Below are 17615 nucleotides of genomic sequence, written 5' to 3'. Positions count from 1 at the left end.
GCTCATGATCCGAGCCGCCACCCCCGCCGACGTCCCGGCGATCCACGCCATGATCCGCGAACTCGCGGAGTACGAAAAGGCGCTGGCGGAAGCCCGCGCGACGCCGGAGCAACTGCACGACGCCCTTTTCTGCGAGCACCCGGCGATCTTCGCCCTGATCGCGGAGGACGATTCCACGGACGCGCCCGCAGCCGGCCCCGAGGACGTATCCGGTGATTCATCCGGGGACCGCACGGTGGGATTCGCCCTGTGGTTCCGGAATTTCTCCACCTGGACGGGCACACACGGGGTGTACCTGGAGGATCTGTACGTAAAGCCCGAAGCGCGCGGCGGCGGCCACGGCAAGGCACTCCTGGCCGAACTGGCCTCGATCTGCGTCACACGCGGCTACGAGCGCTTCGAATGGGCAGTACTGGACTGGAACGATCCCGCGATCGGCTTCTACCGCTCCATCGGCGCCTTCGGACAGGACGGCTGGACCGTGCAACGACTGACCGGCGAACCGCTCCGCACCCTCGCCGACCTGGCAGTCCACCCGGGCGTGGGCAACGATGCGACATCTCTTTCGAATTGAGACCGCACACCCCTAGCCACGTTGCGTACCCATACGCTTACCATGGGTGACAGTCGTGGGGTGTCGGGCCAGGGCTCACCCATGGCGGCGGCAGTGCTCCGTCCGGGCGACATCAGGGCACAGATCGCGATAGCGTCGCTGGCGAACCAGAGCAATCACTGTGTGCCACCTTGGAGGTGAGGGTGTCCCAGATCGCAGGCGAGCCCGGGACGAAGGACTTCGTTGAGGTCCGGCTGCCCGCGGCGGGGGCCTATCTGTCGGTGTTGCGTACGGCTACGGCCGGACTCGCGGCACGGCTGGACTTCACCCTCGACGAGATCGAAGACCTGCGCATCGCCGTGGACGAGGCGTGCGCGATCCTGCTGCAGCAGGCCGTTCCCGGCAGCGTATTGAGTTGCGTCTTCCGACTCGTCGGAGACGCTCTGTGGGTGAGAGTTTCGGCGCCCACGACCGATGGTCGCGCTCCGGAGCGGGACACCTTCGCCTGGACAGTGCTCTCCGCACTGGCGGGCGAGGTGGATGCCACGGTCGCGGAGGACAAGACCGTCAGCATCAGCCTGCACAAGAAGCGCGGTGCCGGCCCCGGACAGTCGTGAGGTCCCCAGATGCAGGCAGCCCGCAGGCGCGGACCCGAAGCAGGTCAGCGTGTCCCGGTCCCCCGAAGGGCCGGTAACGGTACAACCGTGCACGGAACGGGGAAACGCCATGAGTGCTGATCTTTCCCGGGAGGCAGCTCCCGGACCCCCGGCGGACAGCAGCACGCCCGCGGTGCGGGGCCGTGCCGCCGTACCCGCCCAGGCGTCGCCCGCCGGGGCGGTCGGGCGGTATGCGGCGCGGCAGCACCCCGGGTCCCGTACGGATGGAATGGACGCGGCGGAGCAGGCGGATCCCATGGACCAGCAAGAGCAGCACGACCCGCATGACCGGGCCGGCGCCCGAGCGCTCTTCGTGGAGCTGAGCAAGCTCCCGGACGGCTCACCGGAACGCGCCGAGCTGCGCAATCGGCTGGTGCGTATGCACCTGCCCCTGGTGGAGCACCTGGCGCGGCGTTTCCGCAACCGCGGGGAGCCGCTGGACGACCTCACCCAGGTCGCCACCATCGGTCTGATCAAGTCCGTCGACCGCTTCGACGTGGACCGCGGCGTGGAGTTCTCCACGTACGCGACCCCCACGGTCGTCGGCGAGATCAAACGTCACTTCAGGGACAAGGGCTGGGCGGTCCGCGTCCCCCGCAGGCTCCAGGAGCTGCGGCTGGCCCTGACCACCGCCACCGGAGAGCTCTCCCAGCGCTTCGGCCGGGCGCCGACCGTGCACGAGCTGGCGGTCCAGCTCAAGATCACGGAGGAGGAGGTGCTGGAGGGCCTCGAATCCGCGAACGCCTACAGCACCCTGTCCCTCGACGTTCCGGACACCGACGACGACTCCCCGGCCGTCGCGGACACCCTCGGGGCCATGGACGAGGCGCTCGAAGGCGTCGAGTACCGGGAATCGCTCAAACCGCTCCTGGAGTCGCTGCCGCCCCGGGAGAAGAAGATCCTCATGCTGCGGTTCTTCGGCAACATGACCCAGTCGCAGATCGCCATCGAGGTCGGCATCTCCCAGATGCACGTCTCCCGGCTGCTGGCCCGCACTCTCATGCAGCTCCGCGAGAAGCTCCTCGTCGAGGAGTAGCCCATGACGCCTGCCGGACAGCTTCCTGAGGCGTCCGGCAGGCCCAGGGCGTAGAAACTCAGGCCGCGGAGACCTAGGCCTGGCTGCGGTCGCCGATCCCCAGGGCGGCGGTCGTGGCGGGGTGGACGAGCAGGACCAGCCCGGCCAGCGCCATGAGGGCCAGCGCGACGCCGGCCGCGACGAGCGCCGCCGCGCCGTGCACGAGCGTCCAGGCCACCGGCAGCGCCAGCAGCTGGATGATCAGCGCGGGGCCGCGGCTCCAGCGCCGGGCGTGCAGCAGCCCGTACGCCGCCGCCAGCGGGATCGCGCCGAGGGCGAGAACGGTGAGCGCACCCACCACGGCGTTGCGGACGTTGTCGGAGTGACCGGTCAGCGCCAGCACCAGCAGCACGAGCCCGCAGGCCGCGAGGGCGAGCCCTTCGAGGGCCGCGAGGCCCGCGGCGGCGGTCAGCCGGCGCGGTTTGGGTGACGGGGTCGGGGGGATCTGGCTCACACCGGCCAGCGTAGCCCGGTGTACTTATGGGTAGGTACGCTTCCCCTCATGCGCGCACTTCTCGTGGTCAACCCTGCTGCCACCACCACCAGTGCGCGGGTCCGTGACGTTCTGGCCCACGCACTCGCCAGCGATCTGAAGCTGGAAGTGGCCGCCACCGAGTACCGCGGCCACGCCCGGGATCTCGCCCGGCAGGCCGCCGAGGGCGGCGAGATCGAACTGGTCGTCGCGCTGGGCGGTGACGGCACGGTCAACGAAGTGGTCAACGGACTGCTGCACAACGGACCCGATCCCGACCGGCTGCCGCAGCTGGCCGTGGTCCCCGGCGGCTCGACCAATGTCTTCGCGCGCGCCCTGGGACTGCCCAATGACGCCGTCGAGGCGACCGGGGCACTGCTGGACGCCCTGCACGACCAGTCGTCGCGCACGGTCGGCCTGGGACTGGTGAGCGGCACGCCCGGTACGGAGGACGAGGGAGTGCCCTCGCGCTGGTTCACCTTCTGCGCCGGGCTGGGTTTCGACGCCGGCGTGGTCGGCCGGGTCGAACAGCAGCGGGATCAAGGGAAGCGCTCGACGCACGCGCTCTACATGCGCCAGGTGATGCGCCAGTTCCTGGCGGAGACGCACCGGCGGGGCGGTTCGATCACGCTGGAGCGCCCGGACGAGGACCCGGTCACCGGGCTGGTGCTGGCCATAGTCTGCAACACCGCTCCCTGGACCTACCTGGGCAATCGTCCGGTGTACGCGTCCCCCGAGGCCTCCTTCGACACCGGCCTCGACCTGCTCGGAGTCTCGAAGATGTCGACGACGTCAGCGATGCGTTACGCCACGCAACTGCTGCGTTCGACCCCCGATCGAGGCCCGCACGGTAAGCATGTGGCGTCCGTCCACGACCTGACGGACTTCACCTTGCATTCGCAGGCTCCACTCCCGTTCCAGGTGGACGGCGACCACCTGGGGCTGCGAACCAGCGCAACCTTCACAGGCGTACGCCGTGCACTGCGTGTGATTGTGTAAGCGGAAGAGCCCAAAGTCCTTTTACTCGAACGTTTAGGCTGCCCTGCACCCCATGGAAGTACGGCTGTGATGCAGGCGACACCGAGGAATCAAAAAAAACTTTCCTGAAGGGGTTGTATCCGCAGCCCAGGTTTGCGAGTCTCTACATGGCGATCGGGACGGCCAACAACCGGAGTCCCTTGAGAGCCCGAATCCACCACCTCACACCAGCGGGACTGCACCAGGTAACTGGGCGTAGTGCCGTGCCCTGTGAGGGGATTCGTGAAAGCGTTCACATTCACAAGCAACGTGCTTGTCACAAAGGAGTTGGAGCAGCCATGGACTGGCGTCATCGCGCCGTTTGCCGCGAGGAAGACCCGGAACTCTTCTTCCCCATCGGCAACACCGGTCCTGCGCTGCTGCAGATCGAGGAAGCCAAGGCCGTCTGCCGCCGCTGCCCCGTCATGGAGCAGTGCCTGCAGTGGGCGCTGGAGAGCGGCCAGGACGCAGGCGTCTGGGGTGGCCTCAGCGAGGACGAGCGTCGCGCAATGAAGCGCCGCGCCGCCCGCAACAGGGCCCGCAACGCCAGCGTCTGACGCCCCGCTTTACCCCCGAGCCGCAGCGCGCAGCACCCGAATTCGTACGCGCAGCACACAGCATCCGGTAAGCCCCGACCGCCTGGCGGTCGGGGCTTACTGCTGTTCTCCCCCGACCACCGGCACCGGAATTACGCCTCGGCCGGAAGTTCCAGCACGACCCTGGTGCCGCCCTCCGGCGCCGGGACCATGTCGAACGTGCCGGACAGTTCGCCGACCACCAGGGTGCGGACGATCTGCAGTCCCAGATTTCCGGCGCGCTGCGGGTTGAAGCCCTCCGGCAGCCCGCGGCCGTTGTCCTGGACGGTGATGATCAGCTTGTCGCGGCCGGCCGTCGCCCCCACCTCGACCGTGCCGCTCTCCCCCGGGCCGAAGCCGTGCTCCAGCGCGTTCTGCAGCAGTTCGGTGAGAACCATCGCCAGCGGGGTGGCGACCTCGGCGGTCAGGATGCCGAAGCGCCCGGTGCGGCGGGCCGTGACGCGGCCGGGTGAGATCTCGGCGACCATCGAGAGCACCCGGTCGGCGATGTCGTCGAACTCGACGCGCTCGTCCAGGTTCTGGGAGAGCGTCTCGTGCACGATCGCGATCGAGCCGACCCGGCGGACCGCTTCCTCCAGCGCCTCGCGCGCCTTGTCGGAATCCATCCGGCGGGCCTGCAGCCGCAGCAGTGCGGCGACGGTCTGCAGATTGTTCTTCACCCGGTGGTGGATCTCCCGGATGGTGGCGTCCTTGGTCATCAACTCGCGTTCGCGGCGCCGCAGCTCGGTGACATCGCGCAGCAGGACGAGTGAGCCGATGTGGGTGCCCTTGGGCCGCAGCGGGATGGTGCGCAGCTGGATGACGCCGTCGCCACCCTCGACCTCGGCCTCACGAGGCGCCCAGCCGCTGGCGAGTTTGACCATCGCCTCGTCCACCGGGCCGCGGGCGGGGGCGAGTTCGGCGGTGGTCGCGCCGAGGTGCAGTCCGACGATGTCGGCGGCGAGGCCCAGCCGGTGGTACGCGGAGAGCGCGTTGGGACTGGCGTACTGCACGATGCCGTCCGCGTCGAGCCGGATCAGACCGTCGCCGGCGCGCGGCGCCGCGTCCATGTCGACCTGCTCGGCGGGGAACGGGAAGGAGCCGGCGGCGATCATCTGCGCCAGGTCCGAGGCGCTCTGCAGATAGGTGAGCTCGAGCCGGCTGGGGGTGCGGACGGTCAGCAGGTTGGTGTTGCGGGCGATCACGCCCAGCACCCGGCCCTCGCGGCGGACCGGGATCGACTCGACCCGGACCGGGACCTCGTCACGCCATTCGGGGTCGCCCTCACGGACGATCCGGCCCTCGTCCAGCGCCGCGTCCAGCATGGGACGGCGGCCGCGCGGCACCAGATGGCCGACCATGTCGTCCTGGTACGAGGTCGGTCCGGTGTTCGGCCGCATCTGGGCGACCGAGACATAGCGTGTGCCGTCCAGGGTGGGCACCCACAGGACGAGGTCGGCGAAGGACAGGTCGGAGAGCAGCTGCCACTCGGAGACCAGCAGGTGGAGCCATTCGAGATCGGAGTCGTCGAGGCCGGTGTGCTGGCGTACGAGGTCGTTCATGGAGGGCACGTCTGCGAGCGTACAGGCCAATTCGCGCCATCCGTGCCGGGCCTTTTTTCCACCGATGGCCGCGATTCCATGGACAAGGACGAATGGTCTAGTCCACAATGGACCGAACAGACCTCCATCCTCCCCGCACAGGAGGGTGGATCGAGGCCAGGCGTTCTCTGCCCTGACTACGCCGTGGCCTCACCGGTCGGCCCTAACGGGCCACGGGGAACCGCACACCCCGTCGGCCACGGCGTCGACAGCAGCTCCGGGCTGCGGTGCTGGAAGGGCTGAGGGTCCCTTCCCGGCGCCGCGGCCCGTGGCGTTTTCCGGGCACCGGCCCCGTTCCCGCCGGGGCCCGCTCCCTCCCCGCTCACACGCGGAAGGCCCCGTCGCAGCACGCGACGGGGCCTTTCCCGTTCCACACGGCCGGGGCCGCGGTCAGTGCGTTTCCGTCACCTTGGCGAGGGCGCGCGGGGCGTCCGGGTCCTGGCCGCGGGCGATGGTGACCTCGTAGGCCAGCATCTGCAGCGGCAGGATCTCCAGGATCGGCTGGACCTCCTCGGCGACCCCCTTCGTCGGCAGGGCGAAGCCCGCTGAGGCGGCGTCCACCTGGGCCTGGGGGCCGATGACCACCAGGTCCGCGCCCCGGCCGCGCAGCCGGTCCAGGACCGGCTGGAGGGCCTCTCCGCCCCTGCCCTCGGTGACGATGGCGATCACCGGCGAGATGTTGTCGACCATGGCCAGCGGGCCGTGCAGCAGATCCGCGCCCGAGTACGCCAGGGCCGGGATGTAGCTGGTCTCCATCAGCTTCAGCGCGGCCTCCCGCGCGGTCGGGTAGCCGTAGCCGCGGGAGGTGATGACCATGCGCTCCGCGAAGCGGTAGCGGCCGGCCAGCGCCTTGACCTCGGCGCCGCGCGCCAGGATCCCCTCGGCCAGTTCCGGCAGCACCTCGGCGGCGGAGCCGTCACCACCGCGCAGGCCCTCCACGAACAGGTACAGGGCCAGCAGCTCGGCGGTGTACGTCTTGGTCGCCGGGAGCGCCTTCTCCGGTCCTGCCAGCACGTCGATGTGGAACTCGGAGACCTCGGCGAGCGGGGACTCCGGGTTGTTCGTCACCGCGACGGTGATCGCACCGGCCTCGCGGGCCGCCCGGGTGGAGGCCACCAGGTCGGGCGAGCCACCGGACTGGCTGACGGTGATGACCAGGCAGTCCGTGAGGTCCGGCGTCGCGCCGTACGCGGTGGTGGTCGACATCGAGGTCAGCCCCGCGGGCTTCCCGAGCAGCACCTCGATCAGGTACTTCGCGTACAGCGCCGCGTTGTCGGACGTACCGCGGGCGGTGAGCAGCACGAAGCGCGGGTTGCGCGCCGCGACCTTCGCGGCGACCGCGCGGATCCGCGGCGCACCCCGCTCCAGGATGCGCCGCAGTACGGCGGGCTGCTCGGCCATCTCGCCGGACATGATCCGGCCCGGTATCAGAATCTTCCGGTCCGGCGTCGGGGCGGACATGCGGTGGGCCTCCAGGCTGTTGCGAATCTCCTCCGCGCCGGTCAGAGCCCGGCTTCCTTGCCGGCGATGACCTCCGCGGCTGCTCGCCCGCACACACGGGCAGCGCCATGGGTCGCGATGTGCAGCGCGCCGGAGGGCGGCGCCTGGGGCACCCCCATCTCCACCACGACCGTGTCGGGCCGGGCGGCGAGCAGGGCGTCCAGAGCGTCGGCCATCCACGCGTGGCGGTGCACGTCGCGGACCACTGCGACGATCCTACGGTCGGACGCGGACTGCAGCACTTTCGCGCAGAGGGCGTCCGCCCCGCCGGCCTCGGCGTCCGCCGCGCGGAAGGTGCCGGTCACGGTGCCGGGCAGCAGCCGCTCCAGTTCCGCGGCCACCCCCCAGGGCGTCTCGGCGCCGACCGCGATGTTCGCGACCGGGGTGAAGGCGGCCACGTACGGCGCGGTCGCGATCGGTACGTACTCCTCCGTACGGGTCACCCGCACGGCCCGGCGGGCCGCGATGAGGCCGACCTCGGGGTCGGGTGCGGTCCCCTCCGCCGCACCCGACCGCTCGGCCGTCCATGCCGCGAGCGACCGCACCCGGGCGGCGGCGTCGGCAAGCCGCTCCTCGGGCAGATCGCCGTCGCGCACCGCACGCACGATGGCGTCGCGGAGCCGCAGCACGGTCTCCTCGTCGGCGAGACCTCCGCCGACACAGATGGCGTCGGCACCGGCCAGCAGCGCCATGACGGTGCCGCGCTCGATGCCGTACGTCGCCGCGATGGCCTGCATCTCGATGCCGTCGGTGACGATGAGTCCGTCGTAACCGAGGCCGCCCTCCGCGGCGGGCGCGCGCAGCAGCCCGTTGAGCGCGCTGGGGCTGAGCGTGGCGGGCCGGTCCGGGTCGAGGGCCGGCACCAGGATGTGGGCGCTCATCACGGCCTTGGTCCCGGCTGCGACGGCGGCCCGGAACGGCACCAGTTCACGGTCCTGCAGGGTCTGCAGGCCGACCTCGATGTTGGGCATCGAGTGGTGCGAGTCGACGGCCGTGTCGCCGTGGCCGGGGAAGTGCTTGGTGCAGGCCGCCACCCCGGCGGACTGCAGACCGGTGATGTACGCGGCGGTGTTGCGTGCGACGAGGTGCGGGTCCGAGCCGAAGGACCGTACGCCGATCACCGGGTTGCCGGGGTCGGAGTTGACGTCCGCGGACGGCGCCCAGTTGAAGTTGACCCCGCAGGTGCCGAGCCGGCGGCCGAGCTCCGCCGCCACCTCCTGCGTCAGGTCCGCGTCGTCGACCGCGCCGAGCGCGAGGTTGCCGGGGAAGGACGAGCCGGTCCGCGCTTCGAGGCGGGTGACGTCACCGCCCTCCTCGTCGGCCGCGACCAGCACGTCCGCCCGTACCGCGCGCAACTGCGCGGTGAGCGCGGACAGCTGCTCGGGCGATTCGATGTTCCGGGCGAACAGCGCCACGGAGCCGAGGCCTTCGGCGAGCCGGAGCAGCAGCCACTCGGGTGCGGTGGTCCCGATGAATCCCGGCTGCAGGACGGCGAGCGCGTCCCGGATGAGGGTGTCGGGGGCGGAGTCGGTAGAAATGACGGTCATCCCTTCACCGCCCCGGCGGTCAGACCGGAAGCGACCTTGCGCTGGACCATGACGAAGAAGATCACCACGGGCAGGGCCACCAGGATGGAGCCCGCCATCAGCGCGCCGAAGTCGGTGCCGCGCTGACCGGTGAAGTTCAGCAGCCAAATGCTGAGTGTGTACTTGTCGTTGTCCTGGAGGAGGACGTAAGCGAAAAGGTATTCGTTCCAGGCCGTCATCAGGGCGTAGATCGAGGCGGCGACCAGGCCGGGTGCCAGCAGCGGGAAGACCACGCGGCGGAAGGCGGCCATCTGGCTGCAGCCGTCGACCATGGCCGACTCCTCCAGCTCCTTGGGGATGTTGACGATGAATCCGCGCAGCATCCACACCGAGAAGGGCAGCGTCGTCGCCGCGTACACGACGATGACGCCCCAGTACTGGTTCAGCCCGCCCATGTCGTTGAGCTGGATGTAGATGGGGATCAGCATCGAGGTGCCGGGGATCATCTGGATCAGCAGCAGCGTGATCATCAGCCCGCGGCGGCCCCAGAAGTGGAAGCGGCCCAGCGCGTAGGCGGCGAGCAGCCCGACGCCGATGGCGATGATGACGCTGAACAGCGAGATGATCACGCTGCTCTTCACGTTGTCCCAGAAGTTGGGCATGTCCATCGCCCGGTGGAACTGGTCGAACGTGATCGAGCTCGGCCAGAGCTTCTGGTGGTAGCTGAGGATCTCGGTGCTGGGCCGGAGCGCGGTGATGACCATCCAGTAGACCGGGAAGCCCATGACCACGAAGGTGAGCAGGCCGAGGATGTTCCAGCCGGTGCGGTTCTTCTTCTTGCTCTTGTAGGTGACCTTGGCGGCGGTAGTCACTCGACCTCTCCGATCTTCATCAGCTGGCGCAGGTAGTAGACGGAGACGCCGGACAGCATCACCACGGTGATGATGGAGATCGCGGCACCCGTGCTGAAGGAGTTACTGGTGAACGCCTGGGTGAAGGAGTAGAGGCCCAGCAGCTGGTAGTCCGGCTCCGGGTGGTTGTTGCGCATCAGCAGCACCTGGCCGAGCACACCGAAGTCCCAGATGATCGACAGCGTCGTGGTCATGACGAAGACCGGCTTGATCACCGGGAAGGTGACGAACCGGAAGATGCCGAAGCCGCTGGCGCCGTCGATCCTGGCCGCCTCCTCCAGCTCCTTGGGCACCTGGGTGAGCGCCGAGTGCAGGCTGATGGCGATGAACGGGATGGCCGCCCAGACCACCAGGGCGGCGATGATCGCCAGCCCCGAGGTGGGGTTGAGGAACCAGTTGTGGCCGGCGTAGTCGACCCCGGGGAGCTTGCTGAGCAGCTCGTTGACCAGCCCGTAGTCCGAGTCGAACATGAACTTGAAGACCGAGGTGGAGACCAGCAGCGGCATCGCCCAGACGGCGACCATCGCGCTGGTGATCATCACCCGGAGCCAGGGCGACACCCGTTGCAGCAGCATGGCTATGAGCAGCCCGAGCAACATGGTGAAGAAGACACAGACGACGACGAAGACGACCGTGCGGATGAACACATGCCAGAACTCGGAGTCGCCGAGGATCGTCGTGTACTGGTCGAGACCGACCCACGGCGGTGTCGTGCCGCCCCACAGGTTGTTGCGCCGCATGTCCTGGAAGGACAGCACCACGGTGTCGATCAGCGGCCAGCCGAGCACGCCCGCCATGACCACCAGGGCCGGAGTGATCAGCAAGTACGGCAGGGTTCTGTTCTGCCGGGTGGCCGGCCGGCGGCGGGCCCCCCGCCCGGATGCGGGCCGGTCCTGAGCCGGCGGCGGGCTCTTCACGAGACCCCGCTCCAGCGGCTCGGTGGCATGCGTGTCGGCGGCACTCATCTCGCTGACCTTTCTTCGTCGTCCATGCCGGGTGCGGAGGCGGACGGCCCACATCCGTGGACCGTCCGCGCTCGCAGCGCCTGTTTCCCCGCCCCCCACGGGCGAGGCCTGGGATCAGGAGGCGTTGTTGATCAGCGAGTTGATCTTGTCGTCGGCCGCCTTGGTGGCGTCGGCGATGGACTTGCCCTTGATGATGTCGAGCAGCATGTTCTTGAGGATGTTCTGCTTCTCGATCGTGGCCCAGCCCGGAGCGATCGGGGTGAACCAGGCGTCGGGCACCGCGTTGGCGATCGGCGCGGTGGCCGGGTCCGACTTCAGCGGCTCGAGCTGCTTGGTGTTGTTCGGGAGGATCTTCTTGCTGGCCAGTACGGCCTCGGACTTCTCGCTGGTGAAGCTGGCGATCCACTCCTTGGCGAGGTCCTGCACCTTGGACTTGCCGACGACGGCGAGGTCCGAGCCACCGATGAAGGACGGCAGCGCCTTGCCGTTCGGGCCGGGCATACCGGCCGTCTTGATGGCGTCCTTCAGCTTCGGGTTGCCGGGCGCCTTGGTGTCGACGACGCTGCCGGACTCCCAGCCGTTGCCGTAGATCAGCGCGGTCTTCTCCTGGGCCATGACCGCGGCGTGGTCCGCCTCGTCCTTGGTCTTGTCACCGTGGTTGTACTTGTTGACCAGCTCGATGAAGTGCTTCAGACCTTCCTGGGCCTCCGGGGAGGACAGGGTGCCGGTCCACTTGCCGCCGTCGTACTTGGCGATCTGGCCGCCGTACGCCTTGACGTAGGACATGGCCGCGTACCAGTACTCGCCCGGCAGGTAGAGCGGCGAGTACGCCTTGTCGGCGCCCTTCGCGGCCGCGATCTTGTCCAGCGCGGCGGTCAGGTCGGTCTCGGTCTTCGGCAGGTCGGCGGAGCCGGTGGCGGCCTTGAAGACATCGGCGTTGTAGATCGCCACACGGGCACCGGCGTAGTACGGCACGCAGTAGAGCTTGCCCTGGTACGAGCAGGTGTCCTCGAGGCCCTTGATCCAGGTGGCCGAATTCTCGAACTTGGTCTTGTCGACCTCGGCGAGGGCACCGTTGAGGATGTACGTCATGGTCTCGGTGTTGCCGAGCTCGACGACATCCGGGGCGCTAGAGCCGGAGAGCGCGGCGTCCAGCTTCTGGACCTTGTCGCTCCACTGCTGGTACTGCACCTTCACGGTGACGTTCGGGTACTTCGCCTTGAACTGGTCGTTGACGCTCTTGACCAGCTCCGGCCAGGTGCTCTGGGCGTCACTCATGAGCCAGACGGTCACGGTGTCCTTGCGGTCCGCCGGCTTCGCGGCCGTGTCGTCCTTCTTGTCGCTGCCACACGCTGCGACGCCCGCGATCATGGTCGCGACACCGATTGCCGCGATGAGCTTGCGCTTCATGCCACCCTCCTCAGGATGCCCGAAACCACCCCCCACCGCCCGAAAAGTCGGCTGCCGCGAGACACGGCAAATGCCGCGTCCTGCTTGTGGGTCTGGGATTGGTCTTTAATGGTTTAGACCAGTGAGCGCAGCTTGGCCTAGACCTTTAGGGGTGTCAAGGGTGTATAAGAAGCGCTGTTAGGTCTGTTATCGGACCGACACCTGAGGGGGACGTCACCTGCCATCGCCTCCCTGCACCACAGCAGCCCGTGCCACCATGTGAGCCGCGATAGACGGAGGAGCCGGTGACGGCAGCACGACAGCAGTCGGGAGTAGACGTCATGGACAGCGACGGGGGCGGCGGCACGCCGGCATCGGACGTGCCGGAGACGGCGGGCGCCGCCGGGCGCACCGCACGTGTGCCCAAGTACTACCGCCTCAAGCGACATCTGCTGGACATCACGCAGACGATGCCGCCCGGCACACCGGTCCCGCCCGAGCGCACGCTCGCGGCGGAATTCGACACCTCCCGCACCACCGTGCGGCAGGCCCTGCAGGAACTGGTCGTCGAGGGGCGCCTCGAACGCATCCAGGGCAAGGGCACCTTCGTCGCCAAGCCGAAGGTCTCCCAGGCACTGCAACTCACCTCGTACACGGAGGACATGCGCGCCCAGGGCCTGGAGCCCACATCACAGCTCCTGGACATCGGCTACATCACCGCGGACGACCGGCTCGCCGGCCTCCTCGACATGAAGACCGGCGGCCGGGTCCTGCGCATCGAGCGGCTGCGGCTCGCCAACAGCGAGCCGATGGCCATCGAGATCACCCATCTGTCGGCGAAGCGCTTCCCCGCGCTGCGCCGCAGCCTCGCCAAGTACACCTCTCTGTACACGGCGCTGGCGGAGGTCTACGACGTACGGCTGGCCGAGGCCGAGGAGACCATCGAGACCTCGCTGGCCACACCCCGGGAGGCCGGCCTGCTCGGCACGGACGTCGGTCTGCCGATGCTCATGCTGTCCCGGCACTCCATCGACACCACGGGCGAACCGGTCGAATGGGTGCGTTCCGTCTACCGCGGCGACCGGTACAAGTTCGTCGCCAGGCTGAGCCGCCCCACCGACTGACCACCGACCGACCGCCGGGCCGCATTCCGGCCGAACCGGCTCCGATCCACCCGATTCCCCTCTCGTCCGGAATCGAGTCCGTACCGATATGCGGACCGCTAGTGACGTGTGGCGGAGTGCTGCCCTAGATTTCCTGCGCATTACGCAGGAGATTCGCTCTAGGGGACGGAGCCGAGAAGATGTCAGCACCACCGGAAACATCACCCACGCCCAACCGCACACCGGTCGTCACACCTTCGCGTGTGGTGGCCGGTGTATGCCTGGTCATCCCGTTGGTCGCGATGCTGTGGGTCAGCTCCTACGCGCGTCTGACGCCGGAGTTCATCGGCATCCCGTTCTTCTACTGGTACCAGATGGCCTGGGTCTTCATCTCGGCCGGACTGACCACGATCGCCTACCTCCTGGTCCGCCGTGAGGAACGCGCACGCAAGGGAGCCGCGTCATGACCGGTGGAGTCAACGGTGTGGCGCTCGGCGTCTTCATCTTCTTCTTCGTGGCGGTCACCGTCCTCGGCTTCCTGGCGGCCCGCTGGCGGCGCGCCGACAACGCGCTGAGCCTGGACGAATGGGGCCTGGGCGGCCGGAGCTTCGGCACCTGGATCACCTGGTTCCTGCTCGGCGGCGACCTCTACACGGCGTACACCTTCGTCGCCGTCCCGGCGGCGATCTACGCGGCGGGCGCGGCCGGCTTCTTCGCGGTGCCGTACACGATCATCACGTACCCCCTGGTCTTCCTCTTCCTGCCGCGGCTCTGGTCGATCTCCCACAAGCACGGCTACGTCACGTCCTCGGACTTCATCCGCGGCCGCTTCGGCTCCAAGGGCCTGTCGCTGGCGATGGCCGTCACCGGCATCCTCGCCACGATGCCGTACATCGCGCTGCAACTCGTCGGGATCCAGGCGGTCCTGGACGTGATGGGCGTGGGCGGCGGCGAGAACTCCAGCTGGTTCATGAAGGACCTGCCGCTGCTGATCGCGTTCGGGGTGCTCGCGGCGTACACGTACTCCTCGGGGCTGCGCGCGCCCGCGATGATCGCGTTCGTCAAGGACGCGCTGATCTACATCGTCATCGCGGTGGCGATCATCTACATCCCGTACAAACTGGGCGGGTTCGACGACATCTTCGACAAGGCGGGCAAGGCGTACGCCACCGTCAACCCGGCGACCGGGAAGCCCAAGGGCTCGCTGGTCTCCGGGCCGCAAGCGCAGTGGGCGTACGCGACCCTGGCGCTCGGCTCGGCCATGGCGCTGTTCCTGTACCCGCACTCGGTGACCGCGGTGCTGTCCGGCAAGAGCCGCAACGTCATCCGCCGCAACACCACCATCCTGCCGCTGTACTCCCTGATGCTGGGCCTGCTGGCGATGCTCGGCTTCATGGCGCTGGCGGCCGGCGTCGGTGTCGGGGTGAAGGGCTACAACCCGCAGACGGCGATCCCGCAGCTGTTCGAGAACATGTTCCCTGACTGGTTCGCGGGGGTGGCGTTCGCCGCGATCGGCATCGGCGCGCTGGTGCCCGCGGCCATCATGTCGATCGCCGCGGCGAACCTGTTCACCCGCAACATCTACAAGGACTTCATCAAGCCCGACGCGACCCCCGCGCAGGAGACCAAGGTCTCCAAGCTGGTGTCGCTGCTGGTGAAGGTCGGCGCGCTGATCTTCGTCCTCACCATGGACAAGACGGTCGCGATCAACTTCCAGCTGCTGGGCGGCATCTGGATCCTGCAGACCGTCCCGGCCATCGTCGGCGGGCTGTTCACCCGGTGGTTCCACCGCTGGGCGCTACTGGCCGGCTGGGCCGCGGGCATGGTCTACGGCACCTGGAAGGCGTACGAGCAGCACACCCCGGCACAGACGCACTTCGCCGGGAACGCCGACCTGATCCCGTACATCGGCGAGAAGGGCTACATCGGCCTCACGGCCTTCGTGATCAACATAGTCGTGGCGGTCGTCCTGACCTTCGTCCTCAAGGCGCTCAAGGCGCCCGAGGGCGTCGACGAGACCTCGCCCTCCGACTACACGGCCGACTCCGGTGAGCCGGGCGTCAAGGGCACCGGAGAGCCGGACGCCAAGGAGGAACTGCCACTGGTGGTTTCCTGAGCTTCCGGTTCCTCCGCGGTTCCCCGGGACCCGGTGTCACGCGCTCCGCGCGGGCACCGGGTCCCGGAACGTCCGGCGGTAGGCCTGCGGGGTGGTGCCCACCCACTGGGCGAAGTGATGGCGCAGGGTCGCCGCGCTGCCGAGGCCCGCGCGGGTGGCGATCGCCTCCATCGTCTCGTCCGTCCCCTCCAGCAACTCGCGCGCCAGCAGCACCCGCTGGCCCAGCAGCCAGCGGTACGGGGTGGTGCCCGTCTCCTGCTGGAAGCGGCGGGCGAACGTGCGCGGCGACATATGGGCGCGGGCGGCCAGCTCCTCGACGGTCACCTCACGGTCCAGATGGCGCTCCATCCAGCTGAGCACCGCGCCCACGGTGTCGCACCGGCCGCGCGGCAGTGGCCGGTCCACGTACTGCGCCTGCCCGCCCTCCCGGTGCGGCGGCACGACCATGCGCCGGGCGATGCCGGTGGCCACCGCGCTGCCCTGCTCCTTGCGGACCAGGTGCAGACAGGCGTCGATGCCCGCCGCCGTGCCGGCCGACGTGATCACCGGGTCGTCATCCACGTACAGCACGTCCGCCTCGACCTGTGCGAGCGGGAAGCGGCGCGACAGCGCCTCGGTGTGCCGCCAGTGCGTGGTGCAGCTCCGGCCGTCCAGCAGCCCGGCCGCGCCCAGCACGAACGCTCCCGAGCACACGCTGAGCACCCGGCCGCCCCGCTCCACGGCGCCGCGCAGCGCGCGCAGCAGCTCCGGCGGGTACTCCGCCCGCTCGGGGTAGTCGCACCCGGCCGGGACGGCGATGAGGTCCGCCTCCTCCAGCCGGTCGACACCGTACGGCGTCGAGACGTCCATGCCGTTGTGCAGATGGACGGGGTGCTTCCCGATGCCGACGACGGCGAAGTCGTAGACGGGCAGCCCCTGCTCACTGCGGTCGATGCCGAAGACTTCACAGACAACGCCCAGTTCGAAGGCGTGTCCGCCGTCCATCAGAACCACTGCCACGTTTTCCAGCATGGTTCCAGCATCCCACTTGGCAGTAATTAGCGGTAGTGAGTCAGTCCTGCCACTCCCGTGGCGGGGCCGCCCGCCCGAAAATAGATGCATGAACACATTCCTCGGCCTCCTGGCCGCCACCGCCCTGATCCTCCTCGTCGCCCTGCCCGCCCTGATCGGCTTCCGCGTCGAGCTCCGCATCTCCCGCCAGATCCGCGCCGCGAGGGCCGCGGAGCGGCGTCACGAGGAGCAGTCGGCGTCGGCCCTCAGGTCGGCCGAGCCCACCCGCGGCGCCTTCAGCCCGGTCGTCTGAATGCACCCGCCGCACTCCGCGAAGGCCGGCGCCGGCCATGCGGCAGACTGCGGGGATGGACATCATCATCCGCCCCGCGCGCGCGGACGAGCTCGATGAGGCAGGCCGCATCACCGCCGACGCCTTCATCGCCGACGGCCACACCCAGCCGGACGGCCAGTACGCCCCGAAACTGCGCGATGCCCGCGCCCGCGCCGTCTCCGCGGAGGTGCTCGTCGCGGTCGACGCGGCGGACGACACGCTGCTCGGCTGCGTGACGTTCGCCCCTCCCGGCAGCCCCTGGGGCGACATAGCCCGGGACGGCGAGGCGGAGTTCCGGATGCTGGCCGTCGACCCGGCCGCGCGCGGCCGCGGCACCGGCGAGGCACTCGTCCTCGCGTGTGTGGAACGGGCCCGTGCCCTCGGCGTACGGCAACTGGTGATGTCCACCCAGCAGTCGATGACCGGCGCCCACCGCATCTACGAACGGCTCGGATTCCGGCGCACGCCGGACCGCGACTGGTCGCCCGTTCCGGACGTCCACCTCTTCACGTACGCCCTCCCGTTGTAACGCATACCGTCCACCGCGCACCACACCAGACACAACATCTGGGGTTAGCGCTGCGAGGCGCCACTAGATGTATGCTCAGGACCGCTGTCCACGCAGGGGAAGCCGGTGAGAATCCGGCACTGCCCCGCAACGGTGAGCGGTCGTGCCTGCGCACGCCCGCACAGTCCGGCCACCTGCTGACGGCGCATCCGGTCCTGCCTTCCGGGTGCAGTGTTGTCCGGGCCTCGCGGGTTGGGCCGGCGGACGCGATATGGCACACCCCTGCCCTGATGCGGTGTGCCCGAACGCGCCTGCTCCTCCCCC

Annotated in this window: 18 protein-coding genes and 1 riboswitch; of the genes, 10 read left to right on the top strand and 8 right to left on the bottom strand. The window is 69.0% G+C overall.

Annotated features, from left to right (window positions below):
* The first annotated feature begins 4 nt into the window (after window positions 1-4).
* From O3W51_RS06190 to O3W51_RS06180, 3 genes are all read left to right on the top strand, one after another.
* Window positions 5-574, top strand: coding sequence for a GNAT family N-acetyltransferase (locus O3W51_RS06190; RefSeq protein WP_138350907.1), 570 nt, complete (start codon window positions 5-7; stop codon window positions 572-574).
* A gap of 182 nt (window positions 575-756) precedes the next feature.
* Entirely contained in the window at window positions 757-1170 is a 414-nt protein-coding gene (locus O3W51_RS06185; RefSeq protein WP_138350908.1) for an anti-sigma regulatory factor, read from the top strand.
* Between the two features lie 109 nt (window positions 1171-1279).
* Window positions 1280-2245, top strand: a complete 966-nt coding sequence (locus tag O3W51_RS06180; protein ID WP_232484647.1) for an RNA polymerase sigma factor SigF — start codon at window positions 1280-1282, stop codon at window positions 2243-2245.
* 73 nt (window positions 2246-2318) lie between these two features.
* On the opposite strand, the gene O3W51_RS06175 is transcribed toward O3W51_RS06180, so the two are convergent.
* Window positions 2319-2738: a hypothetical protein gene (locus O3W51_RS06175; protein WP_244809405.1), complete on the bottom strand. Its 420-nt coding sequence runs from the start codon at window positions 2736-2738 to the stop codon at window positions 2319-2321.
* Between the two features lie 48 nt (window positions 2739-2786).
* On the opposite strand from O3W51_RS06175, the gene O3W51_RS06170 reads away from it, so the two are divergent.
* Complete coding sequence (locus tag O3W51_RS06170; protein WP_138350911.1) at window positions 2787-3755, top strand: diacylglycerol/lipid kinase family protein; 969 nt, start codon at window positions 2787-2789, stop codon at window positions 3753-3755.
* A 317-nt stretch (window positions 3756-4072) separates the two neighbouring features.
* Window positions 4073-4330 carry a WhiB family transcriptional regulator gene (locus tag O3W51_RS06165; RefSeq protein WP_138350912.1) on the top strand — a complete coding sequence of 86 codons (258 nt, stop codon included), beginning with the start codon at window positions 4073-4075 and terminating at the stop codon, window positions 4328-4330.
* A gap of 131 nt (window positions 4331-4461) precedes the next feature.
* Here the strand turns inward: O3W51_RS06165 and O3W51_RS06160 are convergent, their stop codons facing one another.
* The 6 genes from O3W51_RS06160 to O3W51_RS06135 form a co-directional block, all read right to left on the bottom strand.
* The gene (locus tag O3W51_RS06160) at window positions 4462-5910 is read right to left on the bottom strand and encodes a sensor histidine kinase (protein ID WP_138351074.1); all 1449 of its coding nucleotides are present in this window, start codon (window positions 5908-5910) and stop codon (window positions 4462-4464) included.
* Between the two features lie 429 nt (window positions 5911-6339).
* On the bottom strand, window positions 6340-7410 hold the full coding sequence (locus tag O3W51_RS06155) for an SIS domain-containing protein (RefSeq protein ID WP_138350913.1): 1071 nt from the start codon (window positions 7408-7410) through the stop codon (window positions 6340-6342).
* Window positions 7411-7451: 41 nt separating this feature from the next.
* The gene (locus O3W51_RS06150) at window positions 7452-8996 is read right to left on the bottom strand and encodes a glycoside hydrolase family 3 protein (RefSeq protein WP_138350914.1); all 1545 of its coding nucleotides are present in this window, start codon (window positions 8994-8996) and stop codon (window positions 7452-7454) included.
* On the bottom strand, window positions 8993-9847 hold the full coding sequence (locus tag O3W51_RS06145) for a carbohydrate ABC transporter permease (RefSeq protein WP_244809403.1): 855 nt from the start codon (window positions 9845-9847) through the stop codon (window positions 8993-8995). Before O3W51_RS06145 ends, O3W51_RS06150 begins: the two co-directional genes overlap by 4 nt.
* Window positions 9844-10851, bottom strand: coding sequence for a carbohydrate ABC transporter permease (locus tag O3W51_RS06140; protein WP_138350915.1), 1008 nt, complete (start codon window positions 10849-10851; stop codon window positions 9844-9846). Before O3W51_RS06140 ends, O3W51_RS06145 begins: the two co-directional genes overlap by 4 nt.
* A gap of 114 nt (window positions 10852-10965) precedes the next feature.
* Window positions 10966-12261: an extracellular solute-binding protein gene (locus O3W51_RS06135; protein ID WP_138350916.1), complete on the bottom strand. Its 1296-nt coding sequence runs from the start codon at window positions 12259-12261 to the stop codon at window positions 10966-10968.
* Between the two features lie 320 nt (window positions 12262-12581).
* On the opposite strand from O3W51_RS06135, the gene O3W51_RS06130 reads away from it, so the two are divergent.
* The 3 genes from O3W51_RS06130 (at window position 12582) to mctP (ending at window position 15459) form a co-directional block, all read left to right on the top strand.
* Entirely contained in the window at window positions 12582-13364 is a 783-nt protein-coding gene (locus tag O3W51_RS06130; RefSeq protein ID WP_138351076.1) for a GntR family transcriptional regulator, read from the top strand.
* Window positions 13365-13543: 179 nt separating this feature from the next.
* Window positions 13544-13810, top strand: a complete 267-nt coding sequence (locus O3W51_RS06125) for a DUF3311 domain-containing protein (protein ID WP_138350917.1) — start codon at window positions 13544-13546, stop codon at window positions 13808-13810.
* Window positions 13807-15459 carry a monocarboxylate uptake permease MctP gene (gene mctP / locus O3W51_RS06120; protein ID WP_138350918.1) on the top strand — a complete coding sequence of 551 codons (1653 nt, stop codon included), beginning with the start codon at window positions 13807-13809 and terminating at the stop codon, window positions 15457-15459. The genes O3W51_RS06125 and mctP overlap by 4 nt, the downstream gene beginning before the upstream one ends.
* 36 nt (window positions 15460-15495) lie before the next feature.
* Here mctP and O3W51_RS06115 read toward each other — a convergent pair whose 3' ends face one another.
* Window positions 15496-16470 carry a helix-turn-helix domain-containing protein gene (locus tag O3W51_RS06115; protein WP_138350919.1) on the bottom strand — a complete coding sequence of 325 codons (975 nt, stop codon included), beginning with the start codon at window positions 16468-16470 and terminating at the stop codon, window positions 15496-15498.
* Window positions 16471-16558: 88 nt separating this feature from the next.
* Between O3W51_RS06115 and O3W51_RS06110 the strand changes: the two genes are divergently transcribed.
* Complete coding sequence (locus O3W51_RS06110) at window positions 16559-16762, top strand: hypothetical protein (RefSeq protein ID WP_138350920.1); 204 nt, start codon at window positions 16559-16561, stop codon at window positions 16760-16762.
* A 55-nt stretch (window positions 16763-16817) separates the two neighbouring features.
* A complete protein-coding gene (locus tag O3W51_RS06105; protein WP_138350921.1) occupies window positions 16818-17312 on the top strand; it encodes a GNAT family N-acetyltransferase in 495 nt (164 codons plus the stop codon).
* 96 nt (window positions 17313-17408) lie between these two features.
* A riboswitch (cobalamin riboswitch) is annotated at window positions 17409-17486 on the top strand.
* Window positions 17487-17615: the final 129 nt, after the last annotated feature.

This window comes from Streptomyces sp. H39-C1 (genome assembly GCF_027158125.1).
Lineage (GTDB): Bacteria > Actinomycetota > Actinomycetes > Streptomycetales > Streptomycetaceae > Actinacidiphila > Actinacidiphila fildesensis.
The sequence above is the reverse complement of the archived record's forward strand: the minus strand, read 5'-3'. Positions and strand labels throughout refer to the sequence as shown.